This window comes from Marinobacterium sp. xm-g-59, from assembly GCF_013283315.1.
GTDB lineage: Bacteria > Pseudomonadota > Gammaproteobacteria > Pseudomonadales > Balneatricaceae > Marinobacterium_E.
Genome location: NZ_WBYR01000010.1, coordinates 41,988 through 61,808, shown reverse-complemented (window position 1 = coordinate 61,808; position 19,821 = coordinate 41,988). Strand labels below are relative to the sequence as shown.

Genomic DNA, 19,821 nt, shown 5'->3' with positions numbered 1-19,821 from the left:
CAAAATTTTTACCAGTAGTCGAAATTACCAGTAGTCGAAATGAGTAGTGCATTAGAGAAAGCCTTTAGCCTAATCGAATACCTAGCCCAAAACCCGCATGGCAGTTCAGTCTCTTCGTTATCAGAAGCGCTCGGCCAACCCGCTAGTGGTATTCATCGCTCACTTAAAATGCTTGAGGAGTTGGGTTATGTGCGACAGTTAGATCAAGGTAAACACTACGCATTAACCATAAAGCTATCGGCACTCGGGCTCTCATATCTTGGAGGGCTCGGCCTAAATGACGTGACTCAGCCAATACTCGACAAACTTGCTGAGCAAACTGAAGAACTGATTCGCATGGCGATCATTGATGGCGAGCATCTGGTTTGGGTAGGTGTCTCCCAAGGAACAAAATCAGGCCTTAAATATGACCCAAGTTCAGAGCAAGGCCAGACAGCTCATTTTGCTTCGTCAGCCTCTGGCATAGCGCTTCTAGCAACCATGAGTGACGAAGAAGCCATCTCAAAAGTCATGAAGCAAGGCATGACCAGAGACGGACAAGGATCTGGCGCACCAATGACTATTCAACAACTGTTAGATGTACTTGGCACGACTAGAAAACGTGGCTATAGCATCAACTGCAACTCTTTCCTCGACGGAATGGCCGCTATGGCGCGAGTGATATACGACCCAGTGACAGGAAAACCATTCGGAACCGTCAGCATTGCAGGGCCTGCAGTAAGGCTGACTAAAGAGCGCATGGATACATTCGAAAAGCGTCTAGAACGTGCCTCGAAAGAGCTTAGTGAAGCAAGCAGAGCGTCCAATTACTTTAAGCATCTTGAGGTTTAGCGAGTGCCTGTATCGTCTATAAAACACACAAAGCCCAGTAAGGATTACGATGTTGTCGTTATTGGCTCTGGTGCTGCAGGTCTATCCACTGCATTAAGCTCTGCTCAGCAAGGTTTGAAAGTTGCTGTTTTTGAAAAGAGCTCAGTTATTGGAGGCACGTCCGCTTGGTCAGGGGGTTGGATGTGGCTGCCACAAAACCCCTACGCAAAAGAGGCGGGTATCGCAGACTCAAAGGAAGAGGTTAAACGTTATCTTACCTCTGTCGCAAACGGAGCGGAGCTTGATCCAAGAGTTGATACCTTCTTAGATGCTGCTCCAAAAATGGTCGAGCACTATCGTTCAACAACCAGTGTCGATTTCATAGCTGGGAATAAAGTACCAGACATGCAAGATTTACCTGGTTCAGTGACGGGTGGAAGATCTTTATGTGCGGCCCCTTTTAATGGCCGCAAACTGGGCAAGAATATTCACTTTCTTCGACGCCCTTTGGATATCGCTTCAGTTTGGGGGATGGGTATTGGCTCCTTTGAACTTCGCCAATTTTATGATGCTTTAAGAAAACCAAGTGCTTTCATCCATGTTTGTAAAAGATTCTTGACCCACTTCAAAGATTTGATCCTGTTTCGACGCAGCATGTACCTCCAAAACGGTAATGCGTTAGCTGCATCTCTATTTAAAAGCACACTCGATCTTGGCGTTGAACACTTTACAGACGTGGAGATAGAGACGTTTATCTCGAATCAAAACGGTGTTTCAGGCGTAACTATTCACAGAAATGGTGAATCCATCGAGATTAAGGCCAAGGCTGTCGTATCGGCTGCTGGTGGATTCCCTCATAACCAAAAACTTCTGAATAAATACATTGCACCCAGAGCGGGAGCTCAACATTTTTCAGCGGCTGTCCCGGAAAACACTGGCTCAATAATCGAGTTGGCGCAAAAGATCGGTGCTGCAATCTCTTCAGATTATCGCGAGGGTGCTGCTTGGGCACCTTGCAGTAGAGTTAAAAGAGCAGATGGCAGCGTTGGTAAATATCCTCATCTATTAGAACGAGGCAAACCTGGCATTATTGCAGTTGGCCCAGACGGCCATCGTTTCACAAACGAAGCCAACTGCTACCACATGTTCCAACAAGGTTACTTTGACACCTATTCTGATGAGCAACCGGTAAGCTGGGTAATAGCAGATCACAAGGCTTATCGCCGCTGGGGACTAGGCTGGGCAAAACCAGCTCCTTTCCTAAACTTACGGGCACTTAAAACTGGCTACCTTTTGAAAGCAAATTCACTTAACAAGCTTGCACAGAAAATGGGGGTACCCAGTGACTCGTTGAATGAAACGGTGGCGCGTTTTAATGACTTTGCTGCCAAAGGAGAAGATCTAGATTTCAATCGTGGCGAGTCAACCTACAACAAAGGTGCGGGCGATTTTGAACACAAACCGAACCCATCGTTAGGTGAACTCAAAAAGCCACCCTTCTATGCGGTAAAACTGGATTCAGGCAGCCTTGGCACCTTTATTGGACTCAAGACTAATCATGAGTGCCAGGTCGTTAATGCAGCAGACGAACCCATACCAGGGCTATATGCCGTTGGTAATGAGGCGGCCAGTATATTCAGAGGAGACTACCCTAGCGGCGGCATTACCCTTGGGCCAGCCATGACCTTTGGTTATCTCTGCGGTCAAGCTATCGGCAAACATTTTAACAACAAACCAGACAATTAATTTTGGAGCGAAGATGAAATACTACGAACTAATCACACTAAAAACAGTGATATTTGGTGCCGGAAAAATGGCCGATGGCATTCAAGCTTTCCTAAATGCACCGGAAGCAAAGGGTACTCTATACGGCGCTTGGTTCTCAGACGTGGGTAGCCTGAACGAAGTCTACCTACTTCGCGGCTTTAACTCGCTTGAAGAGATGTATGAAGAGCGTGACCGTATCCGTCTTTCTTCTGATCCATTTAACGGCGGCGAAAACCTGCTTCACTACAGCTGTGATTCATATAAAGCGCTTGATTTCATGCCTGAAATTGAGCCAGGTGAATTTGGCAAGGTTTATGAGATCCGCACTTATCAACCAACCCTGAATGGCCTAGCTCCAACCATTGAAAAATGGCGCGAAGCCGTTCCAAAGCGTGTTGAATACTCACCACTCACTATCGCAATGTACTCACTTGACGGACCAACCCGCTTTACACAGATCTGGCCATACGATTCAGCTAATGCCCGCGCCGAAGCACGCGGCAAGAGTGTTGCAGATGGTGTTTGGCCGCCAGCGGGCGGACCCGCTTTCCTTCGCCCTGAAATGGAATCAACAATGGCTATTCCAATGCCATTTTCACCGCTGAAATAAGCATATGGGCAATCAATATTCTCTCGCTTATTTAACGACCAAAGAGTTATCTCCAGATGAGGCTGTACTCGTTGCAGCCGAAACTGGATATGACATGGTTGGTTTTCGACTTTTACCAGCAGGCGCTGAAGATCCGTTCGCGATTCTAACCGACAAAAATCTGCAACAGCGAACGCTGTCTGCAATGAATGAAACTGGCATCAAGTTAGCTGATATTGAAATTGTGCGAATTAATGACAGCTTTAATCTAGCTCGTTTCGATCAGTTTCTCTCGGTTGGTGCAGAACTTGGTGCGAAGCACGTACTGGTTGCTGGTGATGATCTGGATAGAAACCGCCTTATAGAGAACTACGGCAACTTCTGCAAACGTGCAGCAGAGTTTGGTATGAGTGCGGACTTGGAGCCAATGCCTTGGACCGCGGTCAAACACATTCGTGATGCTATTGAAGTTACAAGCGCTGTTAACTATTCAAATGCAGCGATTCTTGTGGATGCACTGCACTATGACCGCTCAGAGAGTTCGTTAGACGATTTGCGTTCAATTGACCCAAGTCGTATCAACTACATCCAGGTCTGTGATGCACCTTACATCAAAAACCCAACCTTGGATCAATTGATACACAATGCTAGGGGTGAGCGATTTCTTCCCGGGGATGGCGATATTGATATAGCCTCAATGCTACGGGCGCTTCCTAGAGATAAAGTCATCAGTATTGAAATTCCGAGAACTGCTGAGGAAGCGACTGTCTCACCTAAGGATCGGGCTCTCCAAGCGCTATCGAGAACTCAACAACTGGTTGCTTCTCTCTAAGCTCAATAGAGTTTTATCTTTTACGAATCAAGGTAAGCAGCAAAAAGACGCTGGCGGTCATGCCCAAGAAAACCTGCGCCAGCGCTTCCAATCCGACACTAGAGACTATAAGCCCCAAAGAGAGTGGCATAACCACTAAACCAACTCCGGCGGCAGAGATCTGCATGCCGATCAGGTTGGTCACATGCGATTTTGCGACTCGCTCTGAGGTGGTTGAAAGCAGTGCTGGGAAGGTTGGTGCAAAGCCAAGGCCGACCAGAGCAAGCCCATAGACCCCACCTGGCCCACCTATTTGAAGGGTGAACAGAACCAAGCCAATCAGTGAAAGTAAAAGACCATAGAGCGTCAGCTTCATCTCACCTAACTTGGGCGCAAGCAGGCCCGAAACGATTCGACCAAGGGTAAAAGATCCCCAGTAGAGAGTGACCCAAAGCCCTGCCGTGGCAAGGACCACACCCCTCGACTCCGTCAACAGGGTAAATGCCCAAAAGCCCAATCCAATCTCTGCCGAGGTGTAGAGAAAAAAGGCCAACATACTTAGCCATGCCGCCGGTAGTTTGAGCGTGGCGAGCATGCTGGCATTACCCTGCTCTTCCGGTTCACCAGCACTAGGCTGGTCACTCCATAAGCCGCGATAGTGGATAAAAGCAGAAAGCATCAATAACATCAAAAACGCGACCAACAGATAGCCAGGCCGCCACAGACCTGTCATCGCCAGCGATAGGGTCATGATGGCAGGACCTAGAGTGACTCCGACACCAAAACTGGCATGCAACCACTGCATGATACGGCTTGAGTAGTGTTTCTCCACATAGGCATTGAGGCCCGCATCGATACCACCACCGCCCAGACCGGCAATCAGTGCGACAAAGGGCATCCAATACCAGTCAGGCACAACCATAAACAGCACCAATGCGATGACGGTAAGTGAAGCACTTTGAATCAGCAGGCCAGCCAATCCAATACGATTAACAATTGCACCGATCATGAAGCTGCTCAGAGCATAACCGACGGTTCCGCCGGTCATGATGATTCCGAGACGATCCAGAGTGGTTGAGAACTCATCGGCCATGGTAGGCCAAGCCACAGCGAGCAGCGCATCAGGCAGACCTAAAGAGATGAACGCTATAAAGCAGAGAACTAAAAGAAGGCGGCTAGGATGCATGTAAAACTCACTAAAAAAGAGCTTCAATCTAGCGAAGCTCTAATGAAGTTACCAATCCAAAATGTTCTTAAATATCAGTTGGCGACAAAGCGCAAAATCATCTCTTGTACCTGCTGATTAAGATGACTTTGCCCCTCTTCCGTAAATAGATCGTTGCCAAAGGCTGCACTGAAGGTTGAGCGGTTTGAGTTATTGAAGAAACAGGCTGAACTGATCAACCAGTGAAGCTCAATGACACTGATGCCCGATCGAAAAACACCCTCCTCAACACCTCGTTGGTAGATCTCGCCAAGCCGATCGATGGCAGGGTTGTTAACCTCCTCAAACGCCTCTTTTGCGATCAGATTGCGTCCCTCGTGAATGTTCTCAATCATAACCAGACGAATAAACTGCGGATTGTTGCGCTGATGTTCAAAAGTGAACGCCACCAGTGAGCGAAGCGCCTGCTCGGGATTGAGATCATTCAAATGCAGCTGTTGCTCGCCCAAACGGATATCTCGGTAGGCAGCCTCAAGAACGGTACGGTAGAGCTCTTTTTTATCGCCAAAGTAGTAGTAGATCATCCGCTTGGATGTATCGGTTTTTTCAGCGATCACATTGACCCGCGCACCGGCATAGCCTGAGGTGGCAAACTCTTCGGTGGCGACACGCAGGATATTGGCTTTAACTGCTTCAGGATTACGTTTTTTTGCGGCTGAACGGTTCGATGTAGAAGGGATACTCATTTTACTTTTAACCAAACGTTTAAAAAACGGTTATAAAGGTTCTAACAAATTGTTTTAACCAAATAGTACAAAAAGCTTGAATGCCTGTATAGGGCTATGGCAAATTTGCACTACTTAGTTTTAACCAAGTAGTACAAAAGCTAAGAGCAAGACAATAAAACCAGCTTGCTTGGGGTAGGTGGTTTTAGACATCTTGCTACAAAAAATCTTGGAAACGTCATCTCTAGGCGTGAAACGATAATAAATTGGAGAGCCCAATGAAAAAGGCGATGCTAAAAACTCTTGTTGCTACTGCTGTAGCCGCTGCTTCTGTTTCAACTTTTGCAGCACCCACTATCAAACTAGGTCACGTTGACGGCGCTGACTGGCAGACATCTAAAAAAGGTGCTGCTGGTGTCATCTTCAAAAACATTGTTGAAGGTGAGACAGATATCAAAGTAGAACTTTTCCCAGCAAAAGCTCTAGGTAACGAAGGCGATCTAGTTCAGCAAGCACAGGAAGGCACTACGCACATGGCGATCGTTTCTGGCGCTATGGCTAAAATCTGTAAAGAAGCTGACGTTCTAAACATTCCTTACACATTCTCAAACGCAACGATCGCCTGGGACGTACTTGACGGTCAGTTTGGTCAAGATCTTGCTGCACACTGTCTAGAAGAGACTGGCCTACGCACACTTGCATACGGTGAGACAGGTTTCCGTAACTTCACTAACAACGTTCGTGAGATCAAATCTCCAGCAGACATGAAAGGTCTTAAGTTCCGCGTTCAGCCAATCCCTCTATACGTAGAGATGGTTGAAGGTCTTGGCGGTGAACCAACGCCTATCGCTTGGTCTGAACTTCCAAACGCACTTACAACTGGTGTTGTTGACGGTCAGGAAAACCCTGTCGGCACTATCTACAACAACAACCTTCACAAGCTACAGAAGTACATGGTTCTTGATGGCCACGTTTACGCTGCTGACTTCATCGTAATCAACGACGAATTCTTCCAGTCTCTAAGCGCTGCTGAGCAGGACATCATTGCTAAAGCCGCTCGTACTGCAGGCCTAATGGGTCGCGCAATTCAGCAGTTCAACACGGCTGAAGGCGTAACGAAAGTGGTTGCTGAAGGTATGAAAGTACACTCACCAACAGCTGACGAAATGGCTCAGTTCAAGAAGCTTGCACAGCCAGCGGTTAAAGAGTGGCTTGCTAAAGAGCTAGGTAGCGATGAGTGGATCGCTAAACTAGACGCTGCTGTAGAAGCTGCTTCTAAGTAATACTCCAAACCTCTTCAGGTTTGCACGGCTCCGACCATCCGGTCGGAGCCTATTTCTCAAAAAACTTATAACTGTCGGTATGACTTATGCACACTCTATTGCGTAAGGTGACCCGCTTCGTCGGTACCTTTTTTGCAGCAGGTTCAGCCATCTCTATGGCTTCAGTGTTCCTGATCATCTTCATAAACTCAGTACGCCGTTACACCATCGGAGAGTCGATCCCATGGGGCGAGGAGTTACCCGTCTACCTGGCAGTCTACGGAATTATGTTTGGCATGGCTTGGGCTTACCTGCTCGATCGCCATGTCTCTTTTGATCTTGTCGCGGGTCTGCTGCCTAAAGCAGCCCACAAACCGATCAATTTCTTTGTGGACCTCTGCATGGTCGTTATAGGTGCGCTGTTGAGCTACTCCGGCTACCTCTTCATGATGAAGCGCGGCAAAGTCGATGCATCCAGCATCCTTTCAAGTGCGCGTGAACTTCGAGATCTATTCGGTATCGAACAGCTTGCGGTTCTTGGGCAGATGTACCCCTACTACTTCGCTATGGTGCTGGGTGGCGCCATGCTTGCAGTAGCAGCACTACTGCGCCTGCTAAATCGAGCTGCGAATACCGATCAACATGAAGCGGAGGGCGCATTCTAATGACTTATGCCATTCTTCTAGGCGGTATCTTTATTGGCCTACCCATCGCTTTTGCCATCATCGCTGCACTGCTCTACTTCATGGCTGTGGGCGAATTCCCATACCACCTTCGCATCGTGGCAACACAGATGTTTGGTGGCATGGCCTCTTACCCACTATTGGCGATCCCTCTATTTATTCTTGCCGGCGAGCTGATGAATGAGTCGGGTATCACCAGTCGTATCATCGCCTTTGCGAACGTTTTGGTCGGCAAAATGCGTGCCGGCTTAGCCATGGTGAATATCTGGGCTTCGGTCATATTTGCCGGTCTCTCTGGCTCTGCGGTTGCGGATACATCGGCGATTGGTCGTGTCTTTATTCCAGAGATGGAGAAGAAAGGCTACCCACGTGAGTTTGCTGCTGCCATTACGGCGGCCTCTTCCGTCATTGGTCCGATTATTCCACCATCGATTCCTGTCATCATCTATGCCCTGACTGTGACGGGTGTCTCGGTACCCGCGCTATTCATGGCCGGTGTGGTTCCCGGTGTAATGCTTGCGATCTTCCTTTCGGTCTACGTCTACTTCTTCAAAGGCCACTACGAGAAGCAGGGCACAGAGCACGAACTTGGCGAAAAGCAGAGCAACTCTCGCGCCCTGATCCAAGGGATTATTCCTCTATTGATGCCTGTCTTCGTGGTTGGCTCAATACTGATGGGGGTCGTGACGCCAACGGAAGCGGCCAGCTTTGCCGTGGCCTACGCCCTGTTTGTCGGAATCTTTGTCTTCAAAGAGCTGAAAGTCTCTAAACTGGCCGGTCTTTTCGCCCGAGCGATGCGCGACAGCTCGATCATCATGGTCGTTATCGGTGCGGTTGCTGCTGCTAACTGGTTGATGAACTACAACCGCGTTCCCAACATGATCACTGACTTCGCCTTGGAGTACATGACGGTTCAGTGGATGTTCTTAGTCGGCGTCATCATTCTCTTCTTAGTGGTCGGTCTGTTCCTAGAGGGCATCGCGGCAATGTTGGTACTGGTGCCGATTCTGCACCCAATTGCTGTGAGTCTAGGCGTCGACCCAACTCACCTTGGCATCATAATTATCTTCAACCTAATGATTGGCTTGATCACACCACCAATGGGACTCTGCCTGTTTGTCGCGGACTCCATCGCTAAGGTCGGTATGGCGAAGCTGAGCAAGGTGATTTTGCCGCTATTCTTAGTGGAGCTTTTAGTTCTTATTATTATCACGTTCGTTCCAGATTTGGTGATTGGATTACCAACAGCACTGGGCTTGCTGTAAAGGATGACAGCTATGAAGCAACTTAAACTGGGTTTAATCGGTAACTCAATCTCACAATCGCGTGCCCCTTTCCTGCACAAGATGTTGGGCGATATCTATGGCTTTGATGTCTCTTACGACTTGAAGGATCCGGGTCAAAGTGACAAAGAGGCATTTAAAACCATGCTTCAATCACTTCGTAATGATGGATTTACCGGTTGCAACGTCACCTTCCCCTTCAAATCCATTGCCGTTGAGTTCGTTGATGAGCCCGATGAAGCGGTACGTGAAGTAGGTGCAACCAATACACTCTACCTAGCCAATGGTGCTGTAAAGGCAACAAACACGGATTACACCGGTTTTATTCACGGCTACAAAGCTCAACGTGGTGACAAGCCAGCAGGTGAAGTACTGATGCTAGGCGCCGGCGGTGTCGGTCGAGCGGTTGCCTTTGGACTGTTCCATTGTGGCGCAACTAAGCTGAACATCTTTGACCTAAATGTTGAAGGGGCTGAAGCGTTAGCGGCTGCGGTACGGGCTAAAGGCTATAACGCTGAAGTGATCTCTAAAGAGCAGCTAGCCGAAACAGCTAAAGCCGCCAACGGGTTGGTCAACTGCACACCCGTTGGACATTACGCTACACCTGGCATTCCACTAGACCCAGAACTATTTGGTGGTCAAGAGTGGGCGTTCGATGCGGTCTATGTCCCACTAGAAACTGAGTTCCTAACGGCCGCTCACGAAGCGGGTTTGGATATCGTCAGTGGCTTTGACCTCTTCTTCCATCAAGGCATTGATGCGTTTGATACCTTTGCTGGTATCAAAGCGGATGGGCATGAAGCGTTGGGACGTTTTATTGAAGAGTTTGATATTCAGAGCACGTTTATCAAGTTGCGCTGAATGACTTGGGCGCTGTTGGAGCGATCTTGTAAAAGGTCGCGATTCTCTTTCAAATCTATCGCCTCATCTGCGATAAGGCTCCTACAAAGGGCAGCAAAGAGATACTGCACGATCGGTTGGAGCGATCTTGTAAAAGGTCGCGATCTCTTTTCGCCTCATCTGCGATAAGGCTCCTACAACAAAGACTCTACGATGACTCCGTGGATCAGCTTTATAGAGACCAGCAACAGTCCGACTTCTACTAAGCCAAAGAACCATCGATCCTTCAAAATCTTAGTCAGCTTAGCCCCCATAAAGGTACCCAACAGTGCACTGGGCACCATCCAAAGCGCCAGCGTTAAATCCTCTGTGGAGTAGCCACGAAGCGCTAGGTAGGGTGGCAGTTTTGAGAGGTTGATCACAGCAAAGAAGAGCGTTGCTGTCCCGGCAAACACCAGTTTCTCCAGTTTTTGTGGCAGAACATAGACCTGAAAGGGTGGGCCACCAGTATGGGAGATAAACGAGGTAAAACCGGCAATGGTGCCCCAGATCCAACCGCCCACTTTGGTCGGTTTTTTCGCCTCTTTTACTTGGCGCTTTCCAAACCAGATATAGGAGACAAACGTGAGGCCCATAATACCGATCAGCAGGGCGACAAACTGATCAGAGACAATGGATGCCGTTGCCCAACCAATAAACACCCCTAGCAGACCCGCGGGGATAAGATTTTTCAGATTGATCATTGAGAAGTGTTTTCGATAGAGCCACACCGCCACCATGTCACTGATGATATAGATGGGTAGCAACAGAATGGCACCCGTCATAGGTGACATCACTAGGGAGAGGATCGGCACCGACAACATAGCAATGATGGGCAATCCACCTTTTGATAGGCCAACAAACCAGGCGGCAATCAACGCAATGACAAAGGCTGTACTTCCAAATTCAATCAATTAGGGAAACCTGCACTGAACATAAAGAGCTTCAAAGTATACGGCTCTTTTTCAATCTATGTACAAAAGATGTTGCACTCATGCGGCAGGATCTTAGACTAGGAAGCCTGCGAATAAGTCCATAGCATCTCAGCGAGATCTGAAATGTGTAGATACAAGGCGCTTTTTGCCGCTAATGGCCGTAGTCCTTAGCAAGAAGAGCAACACAGTAGATGCACATTACAGGTCACGCCCTGCGGGGCTTACAGTCAAATCCATCTTCAGCGTTGTGCTTTCTCGACTTAGCCCGCTAGGCCTTCGAAAACACGCCTTGATAATGAATTTGACTGTAAGCCTGAGATGCCATGGACTTGTTCGCAGGCTTCCAAAGCGACCAGTTGTCTGGCAAACAGTTAAGGATAGAACCATGGCAAAAATACTTCTGCTTCACGGCATCAACCACGCAATGTTCGGCAAGCGTGATCCGAAACATTACGGCACCTTTACGCTGCAAGATATCGAATCGGCCGCAGCTAATTGGGCTGCTGAGCAGGGGTGTGAGCTTGAGTGCTACCAGACAGACATCGAAGGTGAGCTGGCACGCAAAATTCATCAAGCCTTTTTGGAAGATGTTGATGCGATCGTTATCAACGCAGGTGCTTGGACTCACTACAGCTACGGTCTCACCGATGCGTTGGCGATATTCAAAGACAAAGGCCCTATCGTTGAGGTGCACATGTCCAACGTTCATGCGCGTGAGGAGTTCCGACATAAATCGGTCTTCTCACAGGTCGTTATTGGTCAGATATCAGGCTTTGGCTTGACCAGCTACAAGTTGGGTATTACCGCAGCAGCGGACGCACTTAAAGGAGCCTGATTGCATGAAAGGTTGGTGTCCAGTTTGTGAAACTCGACGCCCTATTCAACGTGAAGAGGGTATGGGCACTGACTACATTTGTACAAGGTGCAAAACAAAACTGTCACTCAGTGGTAAGAATCAAATTCTTATCTTGCCGTTTTTTTTAGCCGTTCTATGGTTAATTATCACTACGGTGTTTACCGAGAGAGGAGCCTTCAATGCTTATGAGATAGCCGCTCTACTCATCTCCATTCCACCATTTGCGCTTTACGCTTTGCGCTACATCACTTTTGAAAAGATCTGCGAGCAGTAGACTCGGCAGTTAACATTCTTGCTTTTAACGGCAACCCCCAGCGGTAACCTCCCAATGAGCCATCACTTCTGACGGCACGATGGCATGGCACCCAATAAGCAATGTTATTTGCACTCAGTGCTGATCCAACCGCCCGAACAGCTTTGGGATTTTTAATGTTTAAAGCAAGCTGAGAGTAGCTCACTGTATCACCCTCTGGAATCTGACAAACCGCTTGCCAGACCTCTTTTTGAAATTCTGTACCGATCACCCATGCTGAAGGTTTGGGTTGATGACAAAAACTCCCAAACAACTCAACCGCCTTCTCATTCGAGATGTACCAGTTTGCGTTGGCAAATCGTTTGCTTAAATCATCCCAACCACAAACCTCATCCCCTTCATAAAACCCAAGAAAAAGGAGACGGTCGTTAAACCATGCAGATCGAGCCACACCAAACTCAGTCCTTATGTCGCCCGTTAATATATCGAGCTGAGAACCTTGATTTTGTAGATGAGCTTTCGGTAACGCTATTAATTCCAAATGACTCATGACTAACCCCGCTAACTTTCTTCGACTCGCTGTTATTAATTGTTAACCCAAACGTCACCAAACTGTCATGTTTAAGGCGTTTAATCACGCTACTAAATTGATAAACGATAAAAAGGTAGCTGCACAATGAATCATAGTGATGCGCTAGTAAGAATGCACCATCGTGGCTTTAACGTTTCTGAGCTTAAAAACCAACCTAATATTGACCGCACCGATCTTGATGCTGCGTTGAAAAAGATCGAACGCGAGCATGAAACCTCTAAAAGAGGTCTAGCTCAACACTCGCAAGCCAGCTTTGCGATGCGACTTTAGACGCTAATTGCTCCAATAGCCCCTCATCTTCGTAGATTAATTGGACTTACACGAACCTTTGGTTATAAACTTATTCGATCGGGCGCTCTAAGCTAAATTTAGCTCCATAAGAGCAAACGAAAGTTCATGAATTGAGGTGGATATAATGAAAAAGACTCTACTTGGCCTAACAGCCGCTGCTCTTATGGTTCCTGCAACTGCAATGGCTGAGCGTGATGGCGCAACTGTATACAACACATACTGTCTAGCTTGTCACATGGTTGGCGTTGCTGGCGCTCCTAAAATGGGTGACGCTGCAGCATGGGCTCCACGTGCCGCTAAAGGTATCGATGCGCTTCTAGCGACTGCTAAGACGGGTATCAACGCAATGCCTCCAATGGGTACTTGCATGGATTGTTCTGATGCTGAACTTCAGGGCGCTATCCAACACATGCTAGATTCCTCTAAATAAGTTTTAGACGTCTCTACAAATAACCGGCCTAGTGCCGGTTTTTTGTTTTCTGGCATACAATAGCGGCTCTTAAAAACTCTCGGGGTACAGCTTGTCTGATCTAATCTGGTGGCAATACCTTCTCATTGCACTCATCTTTGTCTGGAGCGGCTTTGTTCGAACCGGCCTTGGCTTTGGTGGTGCCGTACTCGCCCTACCGTTTCTGCTGTTAATCGTTGATGATCCCCTCATCTTTCTGCCCATAATCGCCGTGCACCTGCTCATCTTTTCAGGGGCTATTACGCTGGGGAATCATTTCAAAGCGAAGCGTTTGGGAACCAGTGGGCTCAAAGAGAATGTCGATTGGCCCTATCTGAAGAAAACCCTAAAAGTGATGATTATCCCGAAGCTGATTGGGGTATTCGGGCTCTTAACACTGCCCAACGAGATCATGTCTGGGCTAATTTTTGTCATCGTCATCGTCTATTCAATTGGTTACATTCTTAATAAACCCTTTAAAAGCAACTCCGCTTGGATCGATAACCTCTTCTTAATGCTGGGAGGCTATGTCAGTGGTACTTCTTTGATTGCAGCGCCACTGGTCATGGCCGTCTACGCTAGCCATGTCGCTAAAGAGCAACTGCGCGATACTCTGTTTGTTCTCTGGTTCATTCTGGTGGTTATCAAGATGGGATCCTTCTTTGTCGTAGGCGTCGATCTGCAGTTAATCCACCACCTCTGGTTGCTGCCCTGCGCATTCATCGGCCACCTTCTTGGGCAAAAGCTGCACCGCTATCTGGTCAAGACCGATTCCGCCCGTTTCTTCAAAATTATTGGCACAGTACTGATCATTACCAGCACCATCGGTATTGCACGGACCTTTGCTTAAGGACAGGGTATACTACAAAACTTGTTCGCAGGTTCCCTAAATTTAAGGACTGAGTAATCATGGCAGAAAGCAAACAGACAACTGACTTCGAAGGCTCCCTAAAACGGTTAGAAGCCCTGGTTTCAGAGATGGAGAAGGGGGACCTCTCTATCGAAGAGGCACTAAAATCCTTTGAAGAGGGGATCAGCCTGACCCGCGAATGCCAAAAAATTCTGCAATCGGCCGAACAGAAAGTCGTGATGTTGACGGAGCAATCCGGCGAGCTGGTTGAACAACCGTTTAACGAATCTGAACAAACCTAATGCCACAACCAATGCTAGCTCTGTACCGACAGAGAGTTGAAGCTGAGCTCAGTCGACGTTTAGCTGAACGTAACGGGATTGACCCTAGCCTTCATCAGGCGATGCACTACAGCCTGATGAATGGAGGCAAGCGCCTTCGTCCCACGCTGGTCTACCTGGCCACTGAGTTACTAGGTGGACAAATTGAGCAAGCGGATACGGCCGCGTGTGCTTTGGAGTGCGTTCATAGCTATTCACTGGTGCATGATGATCTACCGGCTATGGATAATGATGAGCTGCGCCGCGGCAAACCAACCTGCCATATCCAGTTCAATGAAGCGACCGCCATATTAGCCGGTGATGCACTGCTAACCTGGGCATTTGAACTGCTCAGTCAGCCTATTGATGCACTACCAGCGTCCACTCAGTTACAGATGGTTCATACCCTAGCTAGATGCAGTGGTGATCTGGGTATGGTTGATGGACAAGCCTTTGACCTAGGCTCAGAGGGTAAAAGACTGAGTCTAGAGCAGCTGAAAAGCATGCACGCAGCTAAAACGGGCGAACTCATTCGTGCAGCTCTGCGTTTAGGCGCTTTAGCCAGTGGTAATGCTACCGATACGGATCTAGAGGCACTCGATCGTTACGCGCAAAAGATTGGACTAGCATTTCAGATTCAAGATGACATCTTAGATATCGAAAGCACCACAGAACAACTGGGCAAACCCCAAGGTTCTGATGAAGAGAGAGACAAAGCCACCTACCCTGCACTTATTGGGCTTACTCAAAGCAAGCAGTGGTTGAATGAATTGCACCAACAGGCGATTGAAGCTCTAGAAACCTTCGGTGAACGTAACCAGTCATTAATAGCCCTTGCTGATTTTGTCATTGCCCGTAACCATTAATGATTACTGATATCCCCACACAACGTCCTGCGACTCCACTGTTGGACCAGATTGACTCCCCTTCAGATTTAAAAGGGTTGAATCTGGGCCAATTACAGCAGCTAGCGGATGAGTTACGTCTCTATCTGCTCTTCTGTGTCGGTCAGACTGGGGGACATCTTGGTGGCGGACTAGGGGTTGTCGAACTGACACTAGCGCTTCACCAGCTATTAGACACACCAGACGATCATCTGGTTTGGGATGTAGGTCACCAAGCCTATCCGCACAAAATTCTGACGGGTCGTCGTGAGGCGATGCTTAACATACGGCAACGAGAGGGGCTTACTCCCTTTCCCGATCGAGCTGAGAGTATTTACGACTGCTTTGGCACTGGGCACTCCAGCACCTCTATCAGCGCCGTTCTCGGCATGGCGATTGCCGACACACTGCAAGGCAATGATCGTAAATCGGTGGCTGTTATAGGTGATGGGGCTCTGACGGCTGGTCAGGCCTTTGAAGCACTCAACCACGCAGCACATACTGATGCGAATCTACTCGTCATTCTGAACGATAACGACATGTCGATCTCGCCCAACCAAGGGGGATTGGCCACCTATCTAGCCAAGAATCTACGTGAGCAAGCACCCACTAACCCTGTGATGCCTCTATTTGAAGCACTGAACTTTGAATACTCTGGCCCTATTGATGGTAATGACCTGAGCCAATTAATCCCTGCCCTTAAGCAGTCATTGAGCCAAACAGGGCCTCAATTCCTGCATATTAGAACTCGTAAGGGGTTTGGGTTTAAGCCAGCTGAAGAGGATCCGGTCGGCTATCACGCCATCACTAAACTGGAAAAACCATCAGAGATCAGTGCTCCTAATCTGAAATACAGCGATCAGTTTGGCCAATGGATCTGTGAAACTGCTTCAAGTGACCCTCGAGTAGTCGCGATTACCCCGGCCATGAGGGAGGGTTCTGGCCTTGTGCAATTCGCTGACCAATACCCAACACGTTACTTTGATGTTGCCATTGCAGAACAGCACGCAGCCACCTTTGCAGCCGGCCTTGCGGTAGGTGGGATGAAACCGGTTCTGGCAATCTACTCAACTTTTTTGCAGCGCGCTTTGGATCAGGTCATCCACGATATCGCCCTGCAAAATCTCGACTGTTTGATCGCTGTAGATCGTGCAGGATTGGTTGGGGAAGATGGTCCAACCCACTCAGGTATCTTCGATATCCCAATGCTTCGCTCGCTACCCGAGGTTGTCATTATGACGCCCTCCACACTGGATGAGCAGCAGCAGATGCTGACTCTAGGCTACCAATACAATGGCTGTGCTGTGGTCCGCTACCCTCGAGGCGAAGGCGTTAAGAGCAGAACTCCATTAGCGTCCTTAGCCATGGGTCAAAGCCGGTTGGTAAGAGTTGGTAAAGGTGGCGTCATACTCAACTTTGGCCCTCTTTTACCAGCAGCCGAGCAGGTCGCTGATCAGTTGGATCTTGGCTTAATCGATATGCGCTTCGTCAAACCACTCGATGAAGCTATGCTTGAAGAGCTAGTGAATACTTACTCTCACTTTATCACCCTGGAAGATGGGGCTATTGCGGGCGGAGCGGGCAGTGCTGTGAATGAGTGGCTGACTCATAATGGCCAGAACTTACGTTGTCTTAACCTTGGCATTCCCGATCGTTGGATTGAGCATGCGACTCGGGATGAACAGTTACAAGATGCCGGCTTAGATGCTGACTCAATTCGAGAGCAGATAGAGCACTTTCTACAGACCTAAAAAAACCCCAGCACTGCTGCTGAGGTTTATCAATGCACCAAATCAGTACCAACCTATGCCATTAAGCATCCGGTTTGAAATGCACTTCGCTCATCATATGACCGAGTTTACCCATTTTCGTCTCTAGGTAGTGCTCGTTGTAGCGGTTCTTACCGACTTGCAGTGGCACACGCGACGAGACATTCACACCATACTCTTCGAGTGCAGCGACTTTACGCGGGTTGTTGGTCATTAAGTTAACGCTCTTAACACCGATCGCATCCAACATTGGCTGACACATTGAGTAGTTACGCATATCAGCGGCAAAGCCTAAGCGCTCATTGGCCTCTACCGTGTCACAGCCAGAGTCTTGCAGGTTGTAGGCTTTGACCTTATTCAAAAGACCGATACCACGGCCCTCTTGGCGTAGGTAGAGCAGAACGCCTTTGCCCTCTTCGGTAATGCGCTTTAGGGCCTCTTGCAGTTGAAAGCCACAGTCACAGCGCAAGCTGAACAAGGCATCACCTGTTAGACACTCTGAGTGCATGCGGGCTAGAACGGGTTCGTCACCTGCAACATCACCGTATACCAGCGCGATGTGCTCTTTACCGCTCTCGACCTCTTCGAAACCAACCATACGGAATACACCCATAGGCATTGGCAATTTACATTCCGCTATCAGTTTAATATCCAAAATCTTATCCTCAATTCGATGCATCCTTGCATCTTTACCTCTGAATTAGTGAAAGGTATTACGACCAGATCACTAAAGCAGATTGCTATACAGCATAGTTTACCGCTTGCACGACCCCTAGCGCCATCAATCCAGCCAATAGATCATCCAACATAATGCCTAGGCCACCCGAGACGCGTCGGTCTGCCCAGCCTATCGGCCAGGGCTTCCAGATATCGAATAGACGGAACATCACAAACCCGAACACGACCCACTCCCAGCCCGTCGGAAGCGCAATAAAGGTAATCCATAGGCCAACAAACTCATCCCAGACAATGCCGCCATGATCATGAACACCCAGATCGTCTGAGGTTTTGCCACACAACCAGCAACCCAATAAAAAGGTCACCAACATTAATAAAAGATAGGGTATCAGTGCCCAATCGTTGAATAGGTACCAAATAGGAATGGCCGCAAGCGTACCGACGGTGCCGGGTGCTTTTGGCGCGGCACCACTGCCCAAACCAAAGGCTAAAAAGTGAATGGGGTTTCGCCAGATACTGGCAGGCGCTCTATTCATGTTCGTTTCCAAAATGGTTGAAACCCAATGAGGCAGGCAGAGGCACAGGTTCGCCCGATTTCAACAGTGTGATCCCTGTTTGTTGTGTGATCTTGCCTACTAGAGTCAGGGGTAGTGCTAGACGTTCACTGATTTGTTGAAGTTCAGGCACTCTATCCTGTGGAAGTGTAAAGCAGAGTTCAAAATCCTCACCGCCTGAAAGCGCCCATCTCTCTGCCAAATCTGGGGCAAGATCTTTAATGTCGGCTGATAGAGGTAGTGACTCAGTATGGATCTCTGCCCCAACACCCGAAGCGGTTAATAGATGCCCAAGATCCGCTAATAGACCATCCGACACATCCACGGCTGAATTCGCAATTCCACGCAGCGCCTCACCCAGCGCAAGTCGCGCGGTTGGGCGATAGTAGCGTTCAAGTAGGTAATCAGACCCACTTTCACACTCAGCAGTTAATAGCGCTAATCCGGCTCGGGAATCGCCTAGAGTGCCGCTGACCACAATGGCATCGCCAGCTTTAGCACCGCTACGTTTAAGCGCCATGCCTAACGGAACCTCTCCATGCACCTGAGCCGTAAACACTTGTTGTTGCCCTGAGGTGGTATCCCCGCCGACCAATATCAGTGAGTAGTGATGACAGGCCTCTGCTAAACCTTTTGAGAAGGCTGCTAACCACTCTCGCGTAGGCCCATTCAGTGTACAGGCAAGTGTCAGCCATTTGGGGAATGCCCCCATTGCCGCCAAGTCGCTGACACTACTGGCAACTAATCGCCACGCCAAAACTTCTGGATCGATGTCCGGTAGAAAATGAACACCTTCAACCAGCGTATCGACAGAGATAGCGAGTTCGGTATGGGGACTGGACGTTAACAGAGCGCAATCATCACCAATGCCGAGTTGAACACTGGGATGATCGCCACTGATGGAGTCAAAATAGCGGCGAATCAGATCGAATTCGCCTGGCATTACTTACCGCGGTTGGCTTTGATCTCGACAGCGCGGACTTTTTGCGCCAGCTTATCGAGGACGCCATTAACGTACTTGTGGCTCTCGGTTGCCCCAAAAATTTTCGCCAACTCAACGCTCTCGTTGATAGCGACTTTATAAGGGACTTCGATACGATTGATCAGCTCATAAGCACCGATACGAAGTACGCTCACTTCCACCGGATCTAACTCTTCGACGTTACGATCCAGATAGATGTTAAACGCTTGATCAAGCTCTGCTTTTTGCGCATTCACGCCTTGCAACAGTTCAGAGAAGAGCGGTACATCGGTTTCACTCATGTCGTTGTCGACACGAAAATGAGCCTCTACCTCATTCGTTGGGTTTTTTGTCAGCTCTTGAGAGTAGAGTGCCTGCAGCACAAAGCTGCGAGCGTTGCGACGCTTCTCTGTATTAGAGACTTTTTTGCGCTTAGGAGCCTGTTCTTCGCTCATC

At 48.6% G+C, this 19,821-nt stretch carries 24 protein-coding genes; 16 read left to right on the top strand and 8 right to left on the bottom strand.

The features are described 5' to 3' along the window. Positions 1 to 39 precede the first annotated feature (39 nt). Genes XMG59_RS10230 through XMG59_RS10215 form a run of 4 tightly spaced genes read left to right on the top strand, consistent with a single transcriptional unit; the run spans position 40 to position 3,998 of the window. On the top strand, positions 40 to 831 hold the full coding sequence (locus XMG59_RS10230; RefSeq protein ID WP_173498655.1) for an IclR family transcriptional regulator: 792 nt from the start codon (positions 40 to 42) through the stop codon (positions 829 to 831). A gap of 3 nt (positions 832 to 834) precedes the next feature. Then, positions 835 to 2,556 (top strand): FAD-dependent oxidoreductase, encoded by a 1,722-nt coding sequence (locus XMG59_RS10225; protein WP_173498654.1) that lies wholly within the window; start codon positions 835 to 837, stop codon positions 2,554 to 2,556. 13 nt (positions 2,557 to 2,569) lie between these two features. Continuing rightward, positions 2,570 to 3,187: an NIPSNAP family protein gene (locus XMG59_RS10220; RefSeq protein WP_173498653.1), complete on the top strand. Its 618-nt coding sequence runs from the start codon at positions 2,570 to 2,572 to the stop codon at positions 3,185 to 3,187. Positions 3,188 to 3,191: 4 nt separating this feature from the next. After that, complete coding sequence (locus XMG59_RS10215) at positions 3,192 to 3,998, top strand: sugar phosphate isomerase/epimerase (protein WP_173498652.1); 807 nt, start codon at positions 3,192 to 3,194, stop codon at positions 3,996 to 3,998. A 13-nt stretch (positions 3,999 to 4,011) separates the two neighbouring features. Here the strand turns inward: XMG59_RS10215 and XMG59_RS10210 are convergent, their stop codons facing one another. Both XMG59_RS10210 and XMG59_RS10205 read right to left on the bottom strand, forming a co-directional pair. After that, positions 4,012 to 5,163 (bottom strand): sugar MFS transporter, encoded by a 1,152-nt coding sequence (locus tag XMG59_RS10210; RefSeq protein WP_173498651.1) that lies wholly within the window; start codon positions 5,161 to 5,163, stop codon positions 4,012 to 4,014. A 74-nt stretch (positions 5,164 to 5,237) separates the two neighbouring features. Beyond that, positions 5,238 to 5,888, bottom strand: a complete 651-nt coding sequence (locus XMG59_RS10205) for a TetR family transcriptional regulator (protein WP_173480149.1) — start codon at positions 5,886 to 5,888, stop codon at positions 5,238 to 5,240. A gap of 257 nt (positions 5,889 to 6,145) precedes the next feature. On the opposite strand from XMG59_RS10205, the gene dctP reads away from it, so the two are divergent. From dctP to XMG59_RS10185, 4 genes are all read left to right on the top strand, one after another. Beyond that, a complete protein-coding gene (dctP, locus tag XMG59_RS10200; protein ID WP_173480148.1) occupies positions 6,146 to 7,150 on the top strand; it encodes a DctP family TRAP transporter solute-binding subunit in 1,005 nt (334 codons plus the stop codon). 86 nt (positions 7,151 to 7,236) lie between these two features. Continuing rightward, positions 7,237 to 7,794 carry a TRAP transporter small permease gene (locus XMG59_RS10195; RefSeq protein ID WP_173480147.1) on the top strand — a complete coding sequence of 186 codons (558 nt, stop codon included), beginning with the start codon at positions 7,237 to 7,239 and terminating at the stop codon, positions 7,792 to 7,794. Further along, entirely contained in the window at positions 7,794 to 9,077 is a 1,284-nt protein-coding gene (locus XMG59_RS10190) for a TRAP transporter large permease (protein WP_173480146.1), read from the top strand. Before XMG59_RS10195 ends, XMG59_RS10190 begins: the two co-directional genes overlap by 1 nt. Positions 9,078 to 9,089: 12 nt before the next feature. Continuing rightward, positions 9,090 to 9,956, top strand: a complete 867-nt coding sequence (locus XMG59_RS10185; protein ID WP_173498650.1) for a shikimate dehydrogenase — start codon at positions 9,090 to 9,092, stop codon at positions 9,954 to 9,956. A 173-nt stretch (positions 9,957 to 10,129) separates the two neighbouring features. Here the strand turns inward: XMG59_RS10185 and XMG59_RS10180 are convergent, their stop codons facing one another. Then, positions 10,130 to 10,888 carry a sulfite exporter TauE/SafE family protein gene (locus XMG59_RS10180; RefSeq protein WP_173489013.1) on the bottom strand — a complete coding sequence of 253 codons (759 nt, stop codon included), beginning with the start codon at positions 10,886 to 10,888 and terminating at the stop codon, positions 10,130 to 10,132. 406 nt (positions 10,889 to 11,294) lie between these two features. Here XMG59_RS10180 and XMG59_RS10175 point away from each other — a divergent pair, with 406 nt between their 5' ends. After that, entirely contained in the window at positions 11,295 to 11,744 is a 450-nt protein-coding gene (locus tag XMG59_RS10175) for a type II 3-dehydroquinate dehydratase (RefSeq protein ID WP_173484455.1), read from the top strand. 4 nt (positions 11,745 to 11,748) lie between these two features. Then, entirely contained in the window at positions 11,749 to 12,039 is a 291-nt protein-coding gene (locus tag XMG59_RS10170) for a hypothetical protein (protein WP_173489012.1), read from the top strand. Here XMG59_RS10170 and XMG59_RS10165 read toward each other — a convergent pair. Then, the gene (locus XMG59_RS10165) at positions 12,011 to 12,568 is read right to left on the bottom strand and encodes a methylated-DNA--[protein]-cysteine S-methyltransferase (RefSeq protein WP_173489011.1); all 558 of its coding nucleotides are present in this window, start codon (positions 12,566 to 12,568) and stop codon (positions 12,011 to 12,013) included. The genes XMG59_RS10170 and XMG59_RS10165 overlap by 29 nt on opposite strands. A gap of 126 nt (positions 12,569 to 12,694) precedes the next feature. On the opposite strand from XMG59_RS10165, the gene XMG59_RS10160 reads away from it, so the two are divergent. The 6 genes from XMG59_RS10160 (at position 12,695) to XMG59_RS10135 (ending at position 17,154) form a co-directional block, all read left to right on the top strand. Next, positions 12,695 to 12,880: a hypothetical protein gene (locus tag XMG59_RS10160; RefSeq protein ID WP_173480141.1), complete on the top strand. Its 186-nt coding sequence runs from the start codon at positions 12,695 to 12,697 to the stop codon at positions 12,878 to 12,880. Between the two features lie 145 nt (positions 12,881 to 13,025). Continuing rightward, positions 13,026 to 13,331, top strand: a complete 306-nt coding sequence (locus tag XMG59_RS10155; protein ID WP_173480140.1) for a cytochrome c5 family protein — start codon at positions 13,026 to 13,028, stop codon at positions 13,329 to 13,331. 91 nt (positions 13,332 to 13,422) lie between these two features. Next, positions 13,423 to 14,199 (top strand): sulfite exporter TauE/SafE family protein, encoded by a 777-nt coding sequence (locus XMG59_RS10150; protein WP_173480139.1) that lies wholly within the window; start codon positions 13,423 to 13,425, stop codon positions 14,197 to 14,199. Between the two features lie 59 nt (positions 14,200 to 14,258). Next, on the top strand, positions 14,259 to 14,501 hold the full coding sequence (locus XMG59_RS10145) for an exodeoxyribonuclease VII small subunit (RefSeq protein ID WP_173484453.1): 243 nt from the start codon (positions 14,259 to 14,261) through the stop codon (positions 14,499 to 14,501). Continuing rightward, complete coding sequence (locus tag XMG59_RS10140) at positions 14,501 to 15,385, top strand: polyprenyl synthetase family protein (protein ID WP_173480137.1); 885 nt, start codon at positions 14,501 to 14,503, stop codon at positions 15,383 to 15,385. The genes XMG59_RS10145 and XMG59_RS10140 overlap by 1 nt, the downstream gene beginning before the upstream one ends. Further along, a complete protein-coding gene (locus XMG59_RS10135; RefSeq protein WP_173482759.1) occupies positions 15,385 to 17,154 on the top strand; it encodes a 1-deoxy-D-xylulose-5-phosphate synthase in 1,770 nt (589 codons plus the stop codon). Before XMG59_RS10140 ends, XMG59_RS10135 begins: the two co-directional genes overlap by 1 nt. A 61-nt stretch (positions 17,155 to 17,215) precedes the next feature. Here XMG59_RS10135 and ribA read toward each other — a convergent pair whose 3' ends face one another. The 4 genes from ribA to nusB form a co-directional block, all read right to left on the bottom strand. Next, the gene (gene ribA / locus XMG59_RS10130; RefSeq protein WP_173480732.1) at positions 17,216 to 17,827 is read right to left on the bottom strand and encodes a GTP cyclohydrolase II; all 612 of its coding nucleotides are present in this window, start codon (positions 17,825 to 17,827) and stop codon (positions 17,216 to 17,218) included. A gap of 85 nt (positions 17,828 to 17,912) precedes the next feature. Next, positions 17,913 to 18,386 (bottom strand): phosphatidylglycerophosphatase A, encoded by a 474-nt coding sequence (locus tag XMG59_RS10125; protein ID WP_173480135.1) that lies wholly within the window; start codon positions 18,384 to 18,386, stop codon positions 17,913 to 17,915. Next, on the bottom strand, positions 18,379 to 19,347 hold the full coding sequence (gene thiL / locus XMG59_RS10120; protein WP_173498649.1) for a thiamine-phosphate kinase: 969 nt from the start codon (positions 19,345 to 19,347) through the stop codon (positions 18,379 to 18,381). Before thiL ends, XMG59_RS10125 begins: the two co-directional genes overlap by 8 nt. Continuing rightward, entirely contained in the window at positions 19,347 to 19,820 is a 474-nt protein-coding gene (gene nusB, locus XMG59_RS10115; protein ID WP_173480133.1) for a transcription antitermination factor NusB, read from the bottom strand. Before nusB ends, thiL begins: the two co-directional genes overlap by 1 nt. Position 19,821 lies beyond the last annotated feature (1 nt).